Origin of the sequence: Paenibacillus amylolyticus (genome assembly GCF_036894225.1) — a bacterium.
Taxonomy (GTDB): domain Bacteria; phylum Bacillota; class Bacilli; order Paenibacillales; family Paenibacillaceae; genus Paenibacillus; species Paenibacillus amylolyticus.
The window spans coordinates 6,210,739-6,228,272 of record NZ_CP145892.1; the positions used below are offsets into that span (position 1 = coordinate 6,210,739).

General features: G+C 42.3%; 8 protein-coding genes. All 8 read right to left on the minus strand.

The features are described from left to right. Positions 1 to 65 precede the first annotated feature (65 nt). Positions 66 to 2,696, minus strand: a complete 2,631-nt coding sequence (locus tag V6668_RS27435) for a hypothetical protein (protein WP_076319210.1) — start codon at positions 2,694 to 2,696, stop codon at positions 66 to 68. A gap of 514 nt (positions 2,697 to 3,210) precedes the next feature. Further along, a complete protein-coding gene (locus V6668_RS27440; RefSeq protein WP_076319211.1) occupies positions 3,211 to 6,747 on the minus strand; it encodes an S-layer homology domain-containing protein in 3,537 nt (1,178 codons plus the stop codon). 518 nt (positions 6,748 to 7,265) lie between these two features. Further along, on the minus strand, positions 7,266 to 7,607 hold the full coding sequence (locus V6668_RS27445) for a hypothetical protein (protein WP_036612519.1): 342 nt from the start codon (positions 7,605 to 7,607) through the stop codon (positions 7,266 to 7,268). Positions 7,608 to 7,813: 206 nt separating this feature from the next. Beyond that, positions 7,814 to 11,707: an S-layer homology domain-containing protein gene (locus tag V6668_RS27450; protein ID WP_076319212.1), complete on the minus strand. Its 3,894-nt coding sequence runs from the start codon at positions 11,705 to 11,707 to the stop codon at positions 7,814 to 7,816. A 164-nt stretch (positions 11,708 to 11,871) separates the two neighbouring features. Further along, complete coding sequence (locus V6668_RS27455) at positions 11,872 to 12,999, minus strand: glycosyltransferase family 4 protein (protein WP_036667762.1); 1,128 nt, start codon at positions 12,997 to 12,999, stop codon at positions 11,872 to 11,874. A 415-nt stretch (positions 13,000 to 13,414) separates the two neighbouring features. Beyond that, positions 13,415 to 14,176: a WecB/TagA/CpsF family glycosyltransferase gene (locus V6668_RS27460; protein WP_076319213.1), complete on the minus strand. Its 762-nt coding sequence runs from the start codon at positions 14,174 to 14,176 to the stop codon at positions 13,415 to 13,417. 7 nt (positions 14,177 to 14,183) lie between these two features. Next, entirely contained in the window at positions 14,184 to 15,365 is a 1,182-nt protein-coding gene (gene csaB / locus V6668_RS27465; protein ID WP_076319214.1) for a polysaccharide pyruvyl transferase CsaB, read from the minus strand. Continuing rightward, complete coding sequence (locus V6668_RS27470) at positions 15,341 to 17,362, minus strand: DUF5693 family protein (protein ID WP_076319215.1); 2,022 nt, start codon at positions 17,360 to 17,362, stop codon at positions 15,341 to 15,343. The genes csaB and V6668_RS27470 overlap by 25 nt, the downstream gene beginning before the upstream one ends. Positions 17,363 to 17,534 lie beyond the last annotated feature (172 nt).

Below are 17,534 nucleotides of genomic sequence, written 5' to 3' on the forward strand. Positions count from 1 at the left end.
AAACCTCGCTTCCGTAGATGTGGAAGCGAGGTCTTAGCTTTAAAATATCTTAATTTTCGTACAAATTACCGATTATTATTGGGATTATTAGAACCCTCTTCCGGGAACTCCGGGATGATCGGTTCTTCTTTAGGCAGTTTGGATACATCGTAACTATAACCTTGTTCTGCAAGACGAATTCGTTGACCTTCGAAAACATCATACAAGGCTACGCGATATGAGCCACCACGTATTTTATCAAATACCGTATCATCAATACTCCAGTTGAGCGTCTGATTAATACCTGTCTTCAGATCAGTTCCTGGTGTGAGCTCTTTATCAAACACTTTTCCTGACCCATCAGTTATAGACAGAATCAGCTTGTGTCCGTACTCTCCACTATCCACAGCTTCCTCCTGTGTTAAGGAGTAGATCATCTCAATCTGTACTGCCGTTCCACCTGTAAGGTAAGCTTTAATATTGCTACCCGAGAATTTGAACGGATACAAGTCGATATCATTCAGAGAAGATAGAACAGATAATGATTTCGGCTGTACTTCAAATGACATGGCATTAACATAAGCCGTTGCCTCACCTTCACCGGTGACAAACTTGTTATCAGCAACCCCTTCACCTACAATCAGACGCATATCAGATAATGTTTTTACACTCTTCGGCACTTTGGCCCAGAACGTAACAATACTCTTCTGACCTGGTCCCGGTACACGGTTTGCCTGCTTAGCTGTTGCTTTGTAATATTGACCATCTGCTGTTTTGTAGTATCCTACCAACTTCGCAAGGCCACTCTGACGCAGAGACTTATTCGTCATCTCGAATTCGGTGTATACAATATCGGACGAAGATCCCGGATATACATATGTTCTGCGTATGCCCAGCTCTGTTTCTTTATCTGCAGTTCCTTGAGTATAGGTTTTCCCTTCGCCTACATAAGAGAGGGGCTGAATTAAACCGGACGTACTAAGAGTAATCCAATCGTTCTTTTCTTCCTCACTTACTTTCTCCTGCAAAGTTAATTCCAGACGGCTCATATTGAGTTCAGATGGAATCTTCGTCAGGAGATAAGCTTCGGTGACCATACCAGAACCTAGTAACTTGCCGCCTTCTGCACGAATCAGCTTCGTATCTCCATCAATGCGTGCGGAATCGATTGTGAACATCGCTTCCAGTTCTGGCAATTGAACTGTTTTGGCCGATGCATTACGGATGGTGACCTTGGCAGCAATAATATCACTGTCTGTCCATGGAAGCCGTTGCAAGGAGCCAACAGATACCCCGAATGTACCTTTACTATTCTTAATTACCGTTTCTGTCGTAAGTCCATCTCCACTTGTTACAGATTCAGGAATAGCATAGATGCCAACCGGATAGGAGAACTCAAAACCACTTGTACCTCCACCAGACGTTTCCCCTTCTTTGCTCTCATCTTTGGTTGTAGGTGTCATCGCATATAATTTGATTTTGCTGGTATCCCCATTCCCTTGAATCGTAGAGTTCAGTTTGATCGTTTTAGTCGCACCTGGCTTCAACTTCAGATCATCTAGTGCCTTCGTCTCGATCGGATAGGAAGTACCATCTTCTGTACGGATCTCTAATGCGTATTTGGGAACCTTAACTTCTTTTTTCCCTTGGTTCTTAATGACCCACTGCATCGTTAGATCGAACTCTTCATCCTCGCCACGGACACGAGCAGATTCCAGAAGAGTCGATACAGGTTGTCCATCAATCGAGATAATGTTCGGTTGATTCGCTACTACGTTTACATTCGTTTGGCTAGCTTCAGGAAGCTGTAATGCAGCCACTGGCAGAGCAGTCTTCTCTTCACCTTGTTCTTCCACAAGAAGTAATTCGGACTTTTCCAGTTTCAATGCTGTAGGCAATGAAGCCATTAAATTTAACGTTTTGTTGGCCTGTGCCTGAATGCTGACACCTGTACTATCCTTATCCGGGGTCAACGGATAATTCGTACCACCTGGTGTACGTAGAATCCACTTGATGTTTGGATTATCCAACAGCTTGTAACTGATATTATTCAGGTTTACGCCGACTTTGACGTATTGCTTCTTATTCTCACCCGGATACACTTTAATACCAGAGACTTTAACCTTGACGGCTGAGTCACTCAGACGAACCGTCTTCGTTTTCCCTACAGGTGTAGTGATGCTATATGATGCAGGAACATTGAATTTCCCCAGCGTGCTTTCATAATTTGGTTTACTGAAATCCCACTTTACAATCAGGAAGTTCAGATCACTTAATTTCACTTCACGTCCAACCTTCATAACATATGTGAGATCCACCGTGGAACCAGGTGATACTGTCTTCTTCTCTTGATCCTTGGCGATCAGTTTCGGAGAGAAGCTTGTTCCACCTTTTGTTTTCACTTTGCTCCAATAATCGAGCATCATCATCGGTGTGCTGTCATTATTTTTATACGTTAGTGTATACGTCACCGTATTCCCGTCATCTTGAGACAAGATATTGACGTCGGTTAATTTCACGGTACTCCGCGCAGTTACTTTAACCGAAGGTACCTTAGCCAGTGTATGTACGACTTTGTTCGTGGTTGTTGTCTGTTGTTTCTTTGTTGTTGCGCTGTTATTTGTAGCTGGTGTACTTGCTGCAGCTACTAAGCCTCCACTTGAACTGATGAATAACATACTAGTTATCAAAGTCGTTATGACCTTTTTATGATTCACTTCCAAACCTCCCATAAGTTGCTTGTTGCTATATAGTATAAACGTTTAGCAGGGAGAGAAAGTTACGATGTTGTTGGTTTTTGCAGTGAGAATATGGTGGGTCTCTAATCTACTATTGATTGATCATTCTTAGTTGTCGTGTAAAACTCTGACTGCATTGCTGGTATTCCATTAGAACGGATAAAAAGTGCATCTTTTACTTGTACCGCTTATTCAGCTGTTATTTGAAAAATCGTTGTGAGTCTAGTTTCTATATTTGAAATAAATATTAAAGGAGTTCAAAAATTTATACAAATAGTAGAGAACCCATTACTCAAATAAGAGTTTAATCGAATGATTTAGGGAATTACTTATATAAGAATAGAAAAAGTTATGATAAATGGACAGTTATTGTTTACTTATTGACTCCTTTCAATATAATTTAATTGCTTTGATTATAGAAAAGTTTTAAAGTTAAATTTTTAAAATAAAAAATGCACCAGGAGAGAATTCTCTCCTGGTGCACTATTCAAAATTAGTTTGTAACTGTTTTAGTAACAGTATCGAATTGACCTTTTGTATCTGTTGCTTTCACAGATACTTGTTTGCCAACAACAACATCTTTGTTTACATTAATTGTTAATGTTTTCTTATCAGTACCAAGCTTAGCAACATCAGCCGCATATGCTTTTCCATTAATAGTAACATTTTCAACTTTTGCAATGTCTTTAGCAAATACTACAACTACATTACCTGCTGAATCAACGCCACCAGCTAATTTGAAATCACCAGTATCAACAAGATCAGCAGCAACTGCAGTACCAGCAAGCTCTACATCATATTCAAACTCTACATCTTCAAGAGCATCAATAACTTGTTGATTAGTTACAGTGTTATCTTTAACGAAGATATTAGATCCACTAACAACTACTGGATTTGTTTGAGTAGGACGAAGTACAATTTTGAATTCTGTATCATTTGCTGCAGTTCCTACAGTTTTAGCTGAAATTGTCAAGCCACCTACTGTATCTTTAGCAACTTCACCGGCAGTAGTTACAGCGTAAGTAGCTGTGTTGATAGCTACAGGTGCTTCATTCTCCCAGTTGTTTGTAGATGTAGTATACGTGTCGGACTCAGCAGCAACTTTTTCAGCATCGCTGAATGCACGGATGTAATTAGGATCTTTTTTGATTTTGATTGAATACTCATCGTTGTAGTTTGTATTCAAGAATTTCACGATAACTGTTTTACCAGTAGTATCAGTAGCATCAATTGCAGTAGTATAGTCTACTTTAGCAACCAACGGACTAGCAGCGTTTTCTCCAATTCTTGTAACGATCAAATCACTTGCAATATCAGCTACAATAGGAGCATCTTTGTAATCAGTTGCCAGTTTCACAGTGAATGGAATTTTCACAGATTGGTCAACTTGTGGAAGAGGTGCACTATTGCTTACTGCAACTTTTGGAGCAACAGCATTAGTAGTATTAGTGCTGAATTCAGTTGCGAGCACGTTCTCAGAGTAAGACTGAGCACGGTTAGCAAGTACTGTTACAGAAGTTCCTGTGGAGAACTCAGTAGTTGTTTTCAATGTAACTTTAGTTCCATCAATTGAAACTGAAGAAGGAATTGAGTTACCTACTCTGAAGTCAGAAGTAGTTGCATTTGCAACAACTTTATTGAACTCAACTTCGAAAGTTTTAGTATCTTTTTGTGTAACAGTTTTCACAGCAAGAGGGTTAACCACTGTTGCGAAATCTTGGATAGCTACATTTTGGCCAGTTCTAGACTGCAGTCCTGCAACAGTAATGCTGGATACAGAACCAGTTGATCCGAACGTAACTCTTGTTCCATCAATGAATTCAGGGAACAACAATGTAACTGATTTACCACCATTCACAGCATTTACTCTAACATCAGCTGGCAACGAACGTTGTTCAGTAACATTAGAACCTTCTTTAGTGAATTTGATGTAGTAGTTGTTAGCATTGTTCAATCTTGCAAGGTCCATATCTCTGTCAAAGTTCAGTGTTACTTTGCGGCTACTATTGTTAGCATCTACTTCACCTTTAAGTACAGGTGCATTGTAGTCACTAGCAATGAAAGTGCCATTGTATTCAACTACAGTATTTGCAAGAGCAGTAGTATCTTTAACTCCAGCTACTTTAATTGAGTATGTGCCGTATTCAAGGTTGTTGTAGAATTCCAGGTTGAAGATTTTACCATCAACATTTTCAATGGATTTTACTGGAATTGTGTCGTTACCTTTTTTAATTGTGAAGAATTCTCTGTCAGTTGATTTGATTTCCACAGCTTTATCAAAACGAACTGTCAGTTTGTTAGAAACACGGCTTCCGTATGCAACTTCAACTACTTGTGGACGAACCAAGTCAACAGTTGCGTTGATTTTGTGTTCTTTCACAGCATTAGCATTACCGGAGTAGTCTTTTACTTCTACAAACAAAGTGGACTCATATCCAGGCAAACGATTAGCGGAAGTAAATTGAACTTCGTAAACGTTAGAAGCAACCTGAGTTACTGTACCAGTTTTGTTAGTAGAACCGGATTTCCAGTAGAAGCTGTCGTTAGTTACGGAATCTGGATCAATTTCTTCGTCGAAAGTAACTGTTACTTTTTCCAATGTTGCAGAAACTTCAGTCACTTTAGGACCTTCAGTATCAGCTGCTACAGTGAAATCAGTTGTTGCAGACAGAGATTTCAAACCAGCAAAGTCTTCAACCAAAGAAGTAGTCAGTTTGTGTGCACCTTCAGAAATAGTTCCTGTGTAGTCACGCAAGATTACTTCACGTTGGTTAGCTCCCAAAGTTACAGCACCCACATAAGCTTTGTCATCCAATTGGAAGTTGCTGCTTGTCGGAGCTACGATTGGCTCAGAGAAAGTTACTTTGATAACTTTAGTTCCCAGAGCTTTTACTTCAGTTACTGTAGGCAAAGTGTTGTCAGCAGATGTGAAGGAAACTTCACCTTGTGGCAATACAGTACCAGTAGAAGATTTCACGTTTTTAACAACTACTTTGTAAGTAGTACCTTGCGTGAGTTTGCTGGATTCGTTCAACAACAGGCGTGCTGTTTTACCGTCAGCCAACAAAGTGATGGATTTGATTCCTTTAGAATTGCTGTCCACTGTGTAGTTGTTTTTGTCAGTTGCAGTAGCTTTGTCTACTTTACCGTCAAAAGCAACGTCTACTTCTTTCAGGTTAGTGGAAGTAGCGGATTGTACTTTAGTTGCAGCTTCTACAACATAAGTAACTTTTTCAGTGAAAGATTTTTCTTTGTAAGTAAATTTCACTTCAGTTTCTTTGTTAGCTTCAAGAGCTTTATCCAAAGTAACTTTTACAGTTTCGCCGTCGCTGATTTTGAATTCAACAACTTTTCCACCTTCAGTTACTGTGTAAGAAGATACTTTCAAGCTTTGCGCTTGGTCAATTGAGTAAGCAGCGCCTACAAGCAATTCACGGGAAGCGTTAGCTGTGAAGTTAGTGTTTGCATCAACCAAACCAGCGTTGATTGCTGCTTGCACATAACCTTTAGCCCAAGCTGGAGCAGTGTTGTTTGTTTCAGCTGGGATTTCAAGATCCAATGCACGAGTCAGGATTGTAGCCATCTCGGACACAGTCACTTTACCGTTGAAGTCGAAGATTTTCTTCTCAACGTTTTTACCTTCCATGATACCAGCAGCAGTTACTGCTTCGATGTAAGGTACAGCCCAGTTTTTAGCTGTGTAGTTTTTGTCAGTGTAAGAAAGAGTTCCAGTGATCTCTTTCAGACCCAGCAATTTAGTGATAACTTTTGCAAACTCAGCGCGAGTCATGTCTTTGTCAAGACCTGCTGTACCATCCGGATAACCGTTGAAGATACCTTTTGCTTTCAATGCATCAAACTGTTGTTGCGGGGAAACTGCTGTGTCACCGAATGCTACAGATGCAAACATTGAGAATGCCATTGCTGTAGACAATGCTACGGATAAAATTTTCTTCATAACCTTTTTTTCTCCTCCTTGGGCGTTCATAACATTTGAATTTTCTTTAATAGGGTCGCTCGTATTCCTCATATATTGTTGCACCCCCTTTCCAGAGTTGTGAGCAAGTTAATATAAATGATGTCTGTGAGCATATCACAGAAACTTGTAAACTAGTTAATAAAGCAGAATCACACGTAAATAGAGTAGTTTCCTAATCCTACCTTACGTATTATACAATGGGTCTCTCGTGCCGTAAAGCAATTTTTTCTAAAAAATAGACAAGATTCTTCACGAGGTCATTCTTGGTAACAGGCCCAATGTTTTCGACTCTACACTTTAAACGCAGTAGATTTCAAAAAGTTGCGGATTGCACAAAAAAAGTTTTGATTTTTTTTATGTATAGGTCCAGTGCGGGTATTGAAGCCATTCAAAACCTTTTCAAACCGTTGATACAGCAGTGAATCTGGAATGGTGATCTCTGGTTTGTCTGTGCTACCAACGTTTATTTATACCCGCAACTTCAACCTATGAAGCGACAAAATTCACAAAAAATAAAATAAAAAAGCACCCCTATTGGGATGCTTTTCCTGCAGTTCTGGAAATATAAGTTATTTAATCTTCATCGCGAGTTCAATAATTTGAGCACGCATATTTGGATCACTGTTCAATCTCAGATACATATCGTCAATTGGTTGTCTGTTCTCACGGTACGTTTTCTCATGCTTCATCGTCGTGTGAGACCATTCAATCAACTCATTCTCAGCCAGAACCAGATTGTTATACGCATCATGGAAGCCAGTGGACTGTACAAGCCCTTCCATAACTTCCTGAGAGATCTCCTGAGTCTTGCGTGTATCTTCCAACTTTTTCTCCAGAATGACTGCCTGCTTCTCAAACTGTGTCTTTGCCTTCATGTAGCCCAGCTGGGCTTTCGAATAAATCGGTTTCATTAGCTAACTTCACCCTCTAGATCATTGTGTATTTACCGTTATTGTATCTTAAACTCTAGCAAATTACAAAAATAGTTATTGGTAATAATTCTGTTTCTTCTATTATAAAAGTACTCTATGTCAATTCATTGACAGCCATGAAAAGGACCTGCCCCTTTAGAGTAAGGGACAGGTCCTTCCTAAATTGCATCGAAGTTTCAAATGAATTAACTCAAGGTTTTAGGGAATACTTTTGTGCTCTTTTTAAGCAATTCAACTGCAATTTTACCCGCTTCTGCACGTGTCAGATTTCCTTTCGGGTTGAATGCAAACTGTTGCTTGCTCTGACCTGCTACTGTGACTGGAGATCCCTCCATAATTTTAGCCTTCGTAACCGCTTGTATCGCTGGTCTTGAATAAGCTTCCATGCTTCCTGAGTCAATAAAGGATTTGGCCAATGCACTAGTTAACTTACTATCATTGCTTGCTAACTTTAACTCAAGAGCTCTTGCGATCATTACAGCTGCTTGCTCACGTGTAAGAGGTTGATCTGGACCAAAGTTTCCGTCCGTAAGTCCTGATACAATACCTGCTCTTGCTGCCGTTTCAATACTTGCATAGTCCCACGTAAATGAACTTGTCCCTGCGCCTACATCTGTAAATGTAGGTTTATTATCCGAAGTAATCGGCAAGTTCAATCCTTTCACGAGAATGGTAGCAAATTCGCCACGGGATGCACGATCATCTGTTCCGAATTGTTCGAAACGAATCGGTTGCATGAAACCTTTGGCATACAGTGCATTCAGAATATTTCTAGCCCATCCATGATTCGTGATGTCGTTGTAACTTCTTCTTAATTTCATGACTTTATAATATCCGAACTGATCAAATGGCACAGTAACTGTGTGTTTCTTGGAATCCACTTCTCCACCAATTCGTTTCCACTCGCGTCCTGGTGTGTAATAGAAGACGGAAATAGTCGTTCCAGCATCATCTACTACATTTGAATCATAGGTCAGTGTCAATGTTCCACGCTGTGAAGGCTTGATTGTACGCTCCGCTGGTACCTTAACATCTCCGTATAGAGCGTCAGGTGTATACGGTCCGATACCATTCGTCGGCGCTTTATACGTTGTTGAATCTCTTGAACCATATTCGCCCAGACCACCGCTGACCCAATAAATATCAGAAATTGGACTGAAGTTCAATGTATCTCCTACAATGGCAGAAAATCTTCTGAAGTATTCTTCTTGTACATCGAAGTTGACTGGGTCACCCTCACCTCTCTCTGCACCTACGCCCATGACAGTACCATAATCATTGCGACGCTCTACAATACCATTATTGGGATCTGCGATACCAAAGAGAAGTTTATTGTCTGGATAAAATTTCTTGATTCCGCGAATATCAGTACTTTCCATAACTGTACCTTTCGGGAAACTCAATTCCAGCTTTTTATTAAAGGCTGAATACTTATTAGCTACTTTCGGAGCCATGTATTGGGAATCTATACCTGGACTTGTTGTGTAGAATACATCAATAGTGTCGGTGGTTGTTACACCATCACGGTTAATGGTTAGTTTAATTTTATTAGATTTGTCCGGCTTCAACCCTACATAATCCAGGACAAAGCGATCTGTCTCTACACCTTGCAGCTTCTGTGCAGGTTCTTTATCAATGATAACCCCTGTTGCACCTTCTGCTTCGATGTCAAAATGAACAAAGTTCTTATTTACAACTACACGATCACCTGAAGTCGGTTTAGGTGATAAAATACGGTATCCAGTTACTTCTTTAACAATTTCAAGTTTCTGACTGGTCTTCGCTCCCGTCCGATTGAAGAGGTCTAGTGTATAAATATACGTTCCTGGTGTATCCATTTTGAGATTACGCAGACGAATAACAAAGTCCTGTTGGCGACCTGCTCTGTCAACTGTAACAGTACCATTATCCAGTGCATACTGAGGATCAATCTTTGCATTGTCCCAACTTGCCGTGTTTCCATCTGGAATATCCTGATCGAATATCTTCTGAGTCCCCATGCTCAAACTCATCCGTGTCGCACCTGCTCCGCGAATGACAATATCAAAGTTCTTCAAGCTGGTGGTGATTTTATTATCAGCATACACAAACTCTGGTGACATATTGAACGCATCTTTGACCCATTGTGCATCCTGGTCTAATGGTTCAATAAATTCTGGTCGACCTTTCGTAATTGCAGGTTGGAAGTTTCGAATGTTCGAAATATTATTATCATTAATATAGATTCGAAGTTCCTTAGATACCTCTTTAAGTTGTCCGTTCTCATCCTTAGTTGTTCCTGTCAGCACAATTCGGTTCTCACCGAAAAATAACAAGCCATCGGGTTCTCCAATAGGAATGATCACGTTATTAATTGTTCCATCTGCCCCCAGGTTCAACTTGCGTGGGAAATCCGTATTTCCGCTACCCTCAGTAGAATATGCTTTTGTACCGTTGGCAAAAATTTCAGCTACAAAATATGGACTGCTAAGCGTATCAAATCCAATGTACTGACCCAGGATTGAAACTCCTGTGGCATTGTCTTTCAAATCATGAGTTTGACCATCAGTAAGATTTTCTACAGAGATAAAGCTCTTTGAAGCGAATGAAATCGTTGCATTCCGACCTGTGGTCGATCCGGAATACTTAAATTGAACAACTTGATTTCCCGTTTTGAACCCTTTAATCTCGTAAATATTTTTTGTAGTATCTGTTGCACTAAGCGGACCTACATGGTTCACGATAATTGTGCTTGTTCCTCTAGGCAGATAATCCGCAACCAAAGTTTTTGGATCACTCGGTGCTCTGCTAGTCTCCACTAAAATATAAAAGTTCGATCCACTCACACTGGCACCATCAAGAGGTATTCCATCTGGAACAGTACCAGACCCATTGTAGTCTCTAAGATACTTCAATCCTGTAATTACAACTGCATCTTGTACATATTCAAAATTCATACTTGTTGTAACTTTTTTAGCCCCATAGTCTACCGATAGACTATGATTCTGTAATCGGTCAGGAGCTCCGTTGAATGTGATCGGGTTAATATCAAAGGAAATTAGGACATAAGCCGGTGTGTTTTGTCCCACGCTAGGGATATGTTCCACATTTACATTACTTACACCCGTGTTCCCATTTCCATCGACATCAATGACCGGAACTTCAGTAACATCAGCTCCCGGAAGCAATAACTGTGCTTTCACATTGGCACTAGCAGGAGTGCCTCCATAGGTTGGTCTAGCTGATGAAAGCATACTCTGCGGCAGCCCGTTTGCACCTTCAATTAAATCCAACTGAGTGAATGGTTTTGTTTCATCATAATATAACAAAGAATAATTAAATACTTTCTTATCGACGCCACTCTCAATCGTCATTCTTAGGGTATTCTCACCTGATTTTAGTGTCAGTACCGGAGAGAAGAATGTACCATCCTGCAATAGTGATGTAGGCAGCTCCGAGCCACCATTCAACGATATCGTTACTTTGGATGAGTTCTGCGCAACACCTTGAATTGTAACTTCGCCGGTGTTAACCACAACCTGAGATCCCTCATTCAAGTTGAGGTTATCCGCTCCACCAAGGACTTGCAACTTCTCAATGTATGGGACGGAATCGTATAAAATATAAAAACTCTCAGAGCGTTCACTTGGTCCTTGGGAACCTGTAAACGTAATTTTATTCATCCCTGGGAACAGTGTAATGGTTGATCTAAACCGATTATCCGGTCGATTAGGATCAACAGTTACTACCCCTGGTGCAACACGTGTACTATCAGGAGTCCAAGTGTCACCTTTGAGATTCATCAGCTGAACATTCACACCGAGTGTTGAACCTGTAACATTCGTGAATGTTCCTGTTAAAACCTGTTCCTTTCCTGTAACAACAAAAGCTGATGTACGAGACAACACATCCGCATTGGCACTGTTTCCGCTCAACTTCAGTCCTACTGTATCTTTCAATTGGACATTCCCAGCATTGTCAGGAGTAAAGTAACTTGTCTGTCCCGCCGCCGATGCAACTGGTGCATAGCCAGCAGGAATCAGAGTTACTACCAGCGCTATCAGCATTAGCCAAACAATTGACTTTTTCATACGCAGCATTAAATATCATCTCTCCTCTTTTAAGTCAGTTACCTTTATATATCGGCAAAAAGATCCAATTATTTAGTAAAAATCTCAAAATAAACAAAAAACCTTATCCACGAGGGATAAGGTTGGGTCTGGAATAATATTCAAGAATAGCTGTAACCATTACATTTATCTATTTATGATTTCGAACGGGTCTCGGGATTTAACTTGACGCGCATGCGCATCAGGAAGTTAATAACCGGTCTTCTCGTTTTGCTAACAAGTCCGATGACTTCTGCTCCCACCTGGAGGAAGAACATCATGATACAGATGACCACAAATGTTACCCAGTTCGCTTCAAACATGGCAGCGGAAGATTGGATAATCGCCAGAACTCCGAAGAATGCGGCAATTCCGTATATGATCAGTACCGTCTGACGGTGACTGAATCCAAGTTCACGTAAGCAGTGATGCAGGTGACCTTTATCCGGTGCGAAAATCGGTTTCCGTTGTACCGCACGACGGATAATCGCGAAGAAGGTATCCGAGAGCGGCACACCGATAATAATCAGCGGTGTAATAAAGGACACGATAGCAATTTGTTTGAATCCCAGCATGGACAGCATCGCCAGAGAGAAACCAAGGAATAGTGATCCGGTATCCCCCATGAAGATCTTGGCAGGATGGAAGTTAAAGAATAGGAATCCGATAATACTACCCAGCAATACAAGACACATCAAGGCAATCATCATGTTACCCATCAGGAAGGACATTACGGCAATAGTACCAATTGCAATACCAGATACACCGGCTGCCAGACCATCCAGACCATCAATCAGGTTAATCGCATTCGTTACACCAACGATCCAGAAGATCGTCAGGGGAATGGATACCCAAGCTTCGAGTGAAGAGTAGGAATCCTGAAACGGAATGTTAACGAAATCTACCCGGATATTAAATCCAAATACAACGACAGAAGCAGCAACGATCTGACCAAGCAGCTTCACTTTGGCCGATAGTTCAAACCGATCATCGAGTGCGCCGATCAGCACGATAATTGTTCCACCAATCAGAAACGCGCTGACAAAACTCATATCCCGAGTCGTGAACCATGCCGATACAAACGGAAGCAATGCAGCAACTGTAATAATAAAGGCCAGGAATATCCCCAGACCACCAAGACGTGGCATGATCCGTGTGTGTACTTTACGTGCATTCGGCGTATCCATTGCGCCAATGCGGACTGCGAACTTTTTGACAAGTGGTGTCAGGGCAAGAGCCAGTCCCATTGACACGATAAATCCAATGATAAAGATCGCTACCATTTGAACATTCGACCCCCAATTATAATACCTGTACGAAATTATAAATCCCCTGATCTCTTTTTATATATAAAATTATTTGTTAGTCACTTTTGATGAAAAATGCAATTTGCACCAGAACGGAGAGGGCAGAAATAACCTGTAGAAGCGAAGCGTTCGCCTACAAGCTTTCTGAAAGAAAGCTACATCGTAAGCATATGCTATCGCGGGATTTCAACCTTGTAAAGGTGGATAAAAGAAATCCAGAGATAACAGCGATCAAAAGGTTATTCTGACATCGAAGTGGCCGTATGCAACAACTTCCGTTTTTCATGGAGTGGCACACATGTAATCCGGAATGAATTATACGCTCATCACACCCGAAAAGCCATCCTCAATTTCTAGCAAAAACACGCATTTATCTCGCAATTACCTGTTTTTAACGGACTTTCGTCACGTTTTCTTTGTCACGCATCACCTTAACAGCGAATTTCGGAAGCGCAAGCATACGGCCAGCCCGGCTTGGTTCACGCAACAAGCGATAGAACCACTCCAGTCTTAACTTTTGGAACAGCATAGGCGCACGTTTGGTTTTGCCCGAAATCACATCAAAGCTGCCGCCAACGCCCATGGTTACAGGAACCTGTAGTGCATCTTTGTGTTTGTGAATCCACGGTTCTTGGGTGTCCGCCCCACGTGCTACAAACAACAGATCAGGTGCCGCTTCCCGAATAGAAGCGATGACCTGTTCATCCTCAGCCGGACCAAAATAACCGTCGCGATAACCCACAATTCGAATCGCCGGATATTGCTGTTGTAACCGAACTGCCGTTTCTTGAATCACCTCAGGGGTGGAACCAAGCAGATATACGCCCCATCGATAGTTTTCTCCAACACGCAGCAATTCATGTAAAAGCTCAAAACCCGGCACTCGCTCAGCTACAGGATCTCCACAATAGTTTGCAGCCCATACGACACCTGTTCCATCAGGAACAATCAATTCCGCAGCTTGCATGACTTCCATGATTGCGGGATTTTCCAATGCGGCCATAACCATAATTGGATTGGCTGTAATGACCTGATGTGGTGTCTGCTTGGATAGCACAGCTTCCTGGAGAACCTTTACCGTTTCTTTCATCGTCAGTTTGGAAAAAGGAATGCCGTAGATCGAAACGGTAGGTATTGATCCGGTCTGACTCATCTTTATCTCATCCTTTGCGGCCTAAATAGTTAATAATCTGCTGTGCAGGCACTCTGGCTTCCTGCTTCAGTTGGGTGATGCTTACTTCATGTTCCTTCAACCACTGTGAACGTTGATCCAGCAGTCCAACAACAGTCTTAGCGAGTTTGTTCCCATCGAGTGTATCCGTATTGCCTGCTGGTTCACTGTCCAGACGAAGCAGGAATTGATCAATTTTCGGATCATACGAGATACCCACCGGAGGCACATATTGCGAAGCCGCATAGATCAGACTGTGCAGACGCATACCGATGACGAGATCACACTTGCTGACTTCCTCCAGCATAAGCTGAGGGTCGGTCAGATCTTCTGTGATGCTAATCTCGCTGCCTTTGCTGGTCACATCACCTAACATTTCCATAAGGAATCGTGATGCCTGTTCATCCACTGGCAGATGAAATGGTAGAAAACGCAAGTGCACGGCTCTTTTGGAGCACAGCTTTTTCAATCCGGCGGCAATAGCCGTAAGTTCCTTCCGGTCTGACTCCCAGAAACGTACCGATACGCCGATCACAGGAAGCTTGGTATGTCCTCCAGTTGAAGGTTCCACTCGATTAGCTTGAGTAGCAGCATTTGCTGAGACAGCACCTTCGCCCCTCTCAACTTTTGTTTCAGGTAATGGCAAACCCATTACGGGGTCGGGTACAACATGGATCTGATTCCACTGTAACCCGAGCCCACGCAGGTAGTCTGCAGATTGTTCATCCCGAACGGATACATAGGTGCAGGCCTTGAAGACTGATTTGATCATTGGATTAAAAATTTTACGATTCACAGGACCAATCCCCTGTGCATAGATAAACGTTGGTTTTTTCAGCCACTGGGCCAGCTTGATTACACCCAGATAATAAGGAATGGATTTCAGTCCAGTTGCATCCTGCAATAGACTTCCTCCGCCACTGATTAACCCGTCGCTCTCCTTGAGTGCTTCACGGACTTCCTTCAATTTCATGCGATGCACGGAGCGCACACCGTACATGGCGGTTGTTGACTCGGGATCACCCGAGAGAACAATCGGTTCAATTGTTATGTTCGACCTTTGGCTTTCCTCTTCCAGCGCTGTCAAAATCGACTTTAGCACCGCTTCGTCTCCGCTATTGCGGAATCCGTAATACCCCGAGATGACTAACTTTTGAGAAGTGGTGACCATTTTTTCCAACATCCTTCCGCTACTTGCCACACACCCACAGCAATGATACCGAAGATTAAGCCAAGTCCCAATCCCATCACTCCACGAATGAGTGACAATACAGCCGGCGTATGGATATGCGCGAACGTATCCACCATGGACAACTGTCCAATCGCTGCAATAATGAGCACAAAGATGACTTTACGATATTTTAAAGCGGCGAACACGCCAACGATAAATAGCGGGTGTCCCAGCATAAATTCTTTGAATCTCGGACGTACACCGAACGTATCTTCCAACGTGGTACGAAGGAACATCTCCAATGGTGTTACTGAACCCGAGTTGCCTGTACGGCTCAAGTAATAGTACCCAACAATGGCAGCAACAAGCGCCAAAACAACCATTAACACATTAATTGGCATACGAAGCATTTCTTTAATTTTCTTAATAGAGAATGAACCCGAGCCACGATAAAACACAATATAGATCGCTACCAGTGCCATAGGTGCAAAGTGCAACAGACTCACGCCGCGGAACTGGTTAATGACCAGACTGTACGTAATGCTGTTAAGCAACGCGATGACAAAAGGTACCGCCAGGAATGACAGAATCGAAGTTCTTACATATAAAACTAATGTCTGTTTCAAACGACGACCCGCAGATGCGTCGGGTTGACGCTGTTGCTGATAGTTCACTGTTCGAACAGCCAGCACCATCGCTATGGTCGGCGCGGCTATGGCCACAAGCAAGGCAATTCCTTGCTCCAGCAGCGTTGGCTTCAAAAGGAACAACCCTGCACTGCCCACCAAAGCGACCACAAATGCGATCAAAGTCAGTAGTGGGATAAAATAAGAAACCATAAGTGCAATCATGGCAATTGCACCAACAAGAGCAACCAGCTTGGCATAACGCTGAATCGAAGAATCCTTAACTGTAAATGCTTCAGCTTGTCCTAGCTCGAATCCATGCTTCGCCATGCGTTCTACCGCATGACCCGGCTCGCCCAGACTATTGATCAGATTCTCAATTGGATCTGTAATCATAGCCTTTGCTGTATTCCGGCTTGGCGATGCATTCATATAGAGCATACGAATGTTGCGATCCTTGGTTGCCAGAACAAAACGGTCAGCAATCGTATCTACGTCCAGATTGGCATCCCCATCACTAAGCGAGTACAGACGCGTAACGTTGTAATCCGTTTTATAAGCGAGGGTCTGGAATCCAGACTGCGGTTTCTTCAAGTTCTCAATTGCTGCAAGACCAATATTGTGTTTGTTCAGCAACTGTGCGAATTGGTCGAGACTTTTCATCTCTGCATTATCATTGTACCCTTTCACAGCATCACCATCAAACAAGATGCGCGTTACGCCATTCTGTTCGAAGAAGGTAAGCAAGCGCTCCATCGATTCCTGGCTGTATGGCACACTGTCCGAGATCCGCGGCAAAATGTAGAAACCTTTATCACGCAGCATCTTCACGGCAACCGGATCGGGCTGCAAAGGCTGCATGTTGGCATTCTCCGGAGGAGTCTGCAATATTAAGCCGCTACGACCTTCATATTCCCATGGTACTACCGGAATCTGCCGATCAGCGAACGTTTGTTCAATAATAGGGGTGTACGTCTGTGCGTTTTCCTCCGATGTAAATAACACATACGTGTAATTTTCATTAGAAGGAATCACATTTTTGGTCAAGTTCGCGAGATCTTGGCCATTGTACACCATTAGTCGGCGTGTCTTTCTCAGCTCGTCCAATGTACTTTCGAACACAGCCATCGTTGTTACGCCTGCGTCTTTTAGACGAGTCAATTGTTCATTCATGAAATCTTGCGGATGTGCCTGATACGCTGAGATATCCAGCAGTCCTCGATAGTTAAAGACAAGCTCCACCTTTTTGGCAGAAGATTCTGTCTGCACCCGATCACTGATGACAGGGATGGACGCGACCAGACCGATAATAACGACGAGCCACAACCACTTCCGAGAAGCGTTATTCCAATAAAGCCATTTTTGACGCACTACATGTACCTCCTCAAGTGTTGGAACCAAATGCACGTTCAGCTCAAGTAATTCGTTCATTTAACATTCATACAATAGGTTACAAACAGCTTGTGTCAACAAGCCCTCTTATATGCTAGAACCATCTACACTTTTATTTCAAAGAAAAACCCCTCCGCCAACCAACCTTACG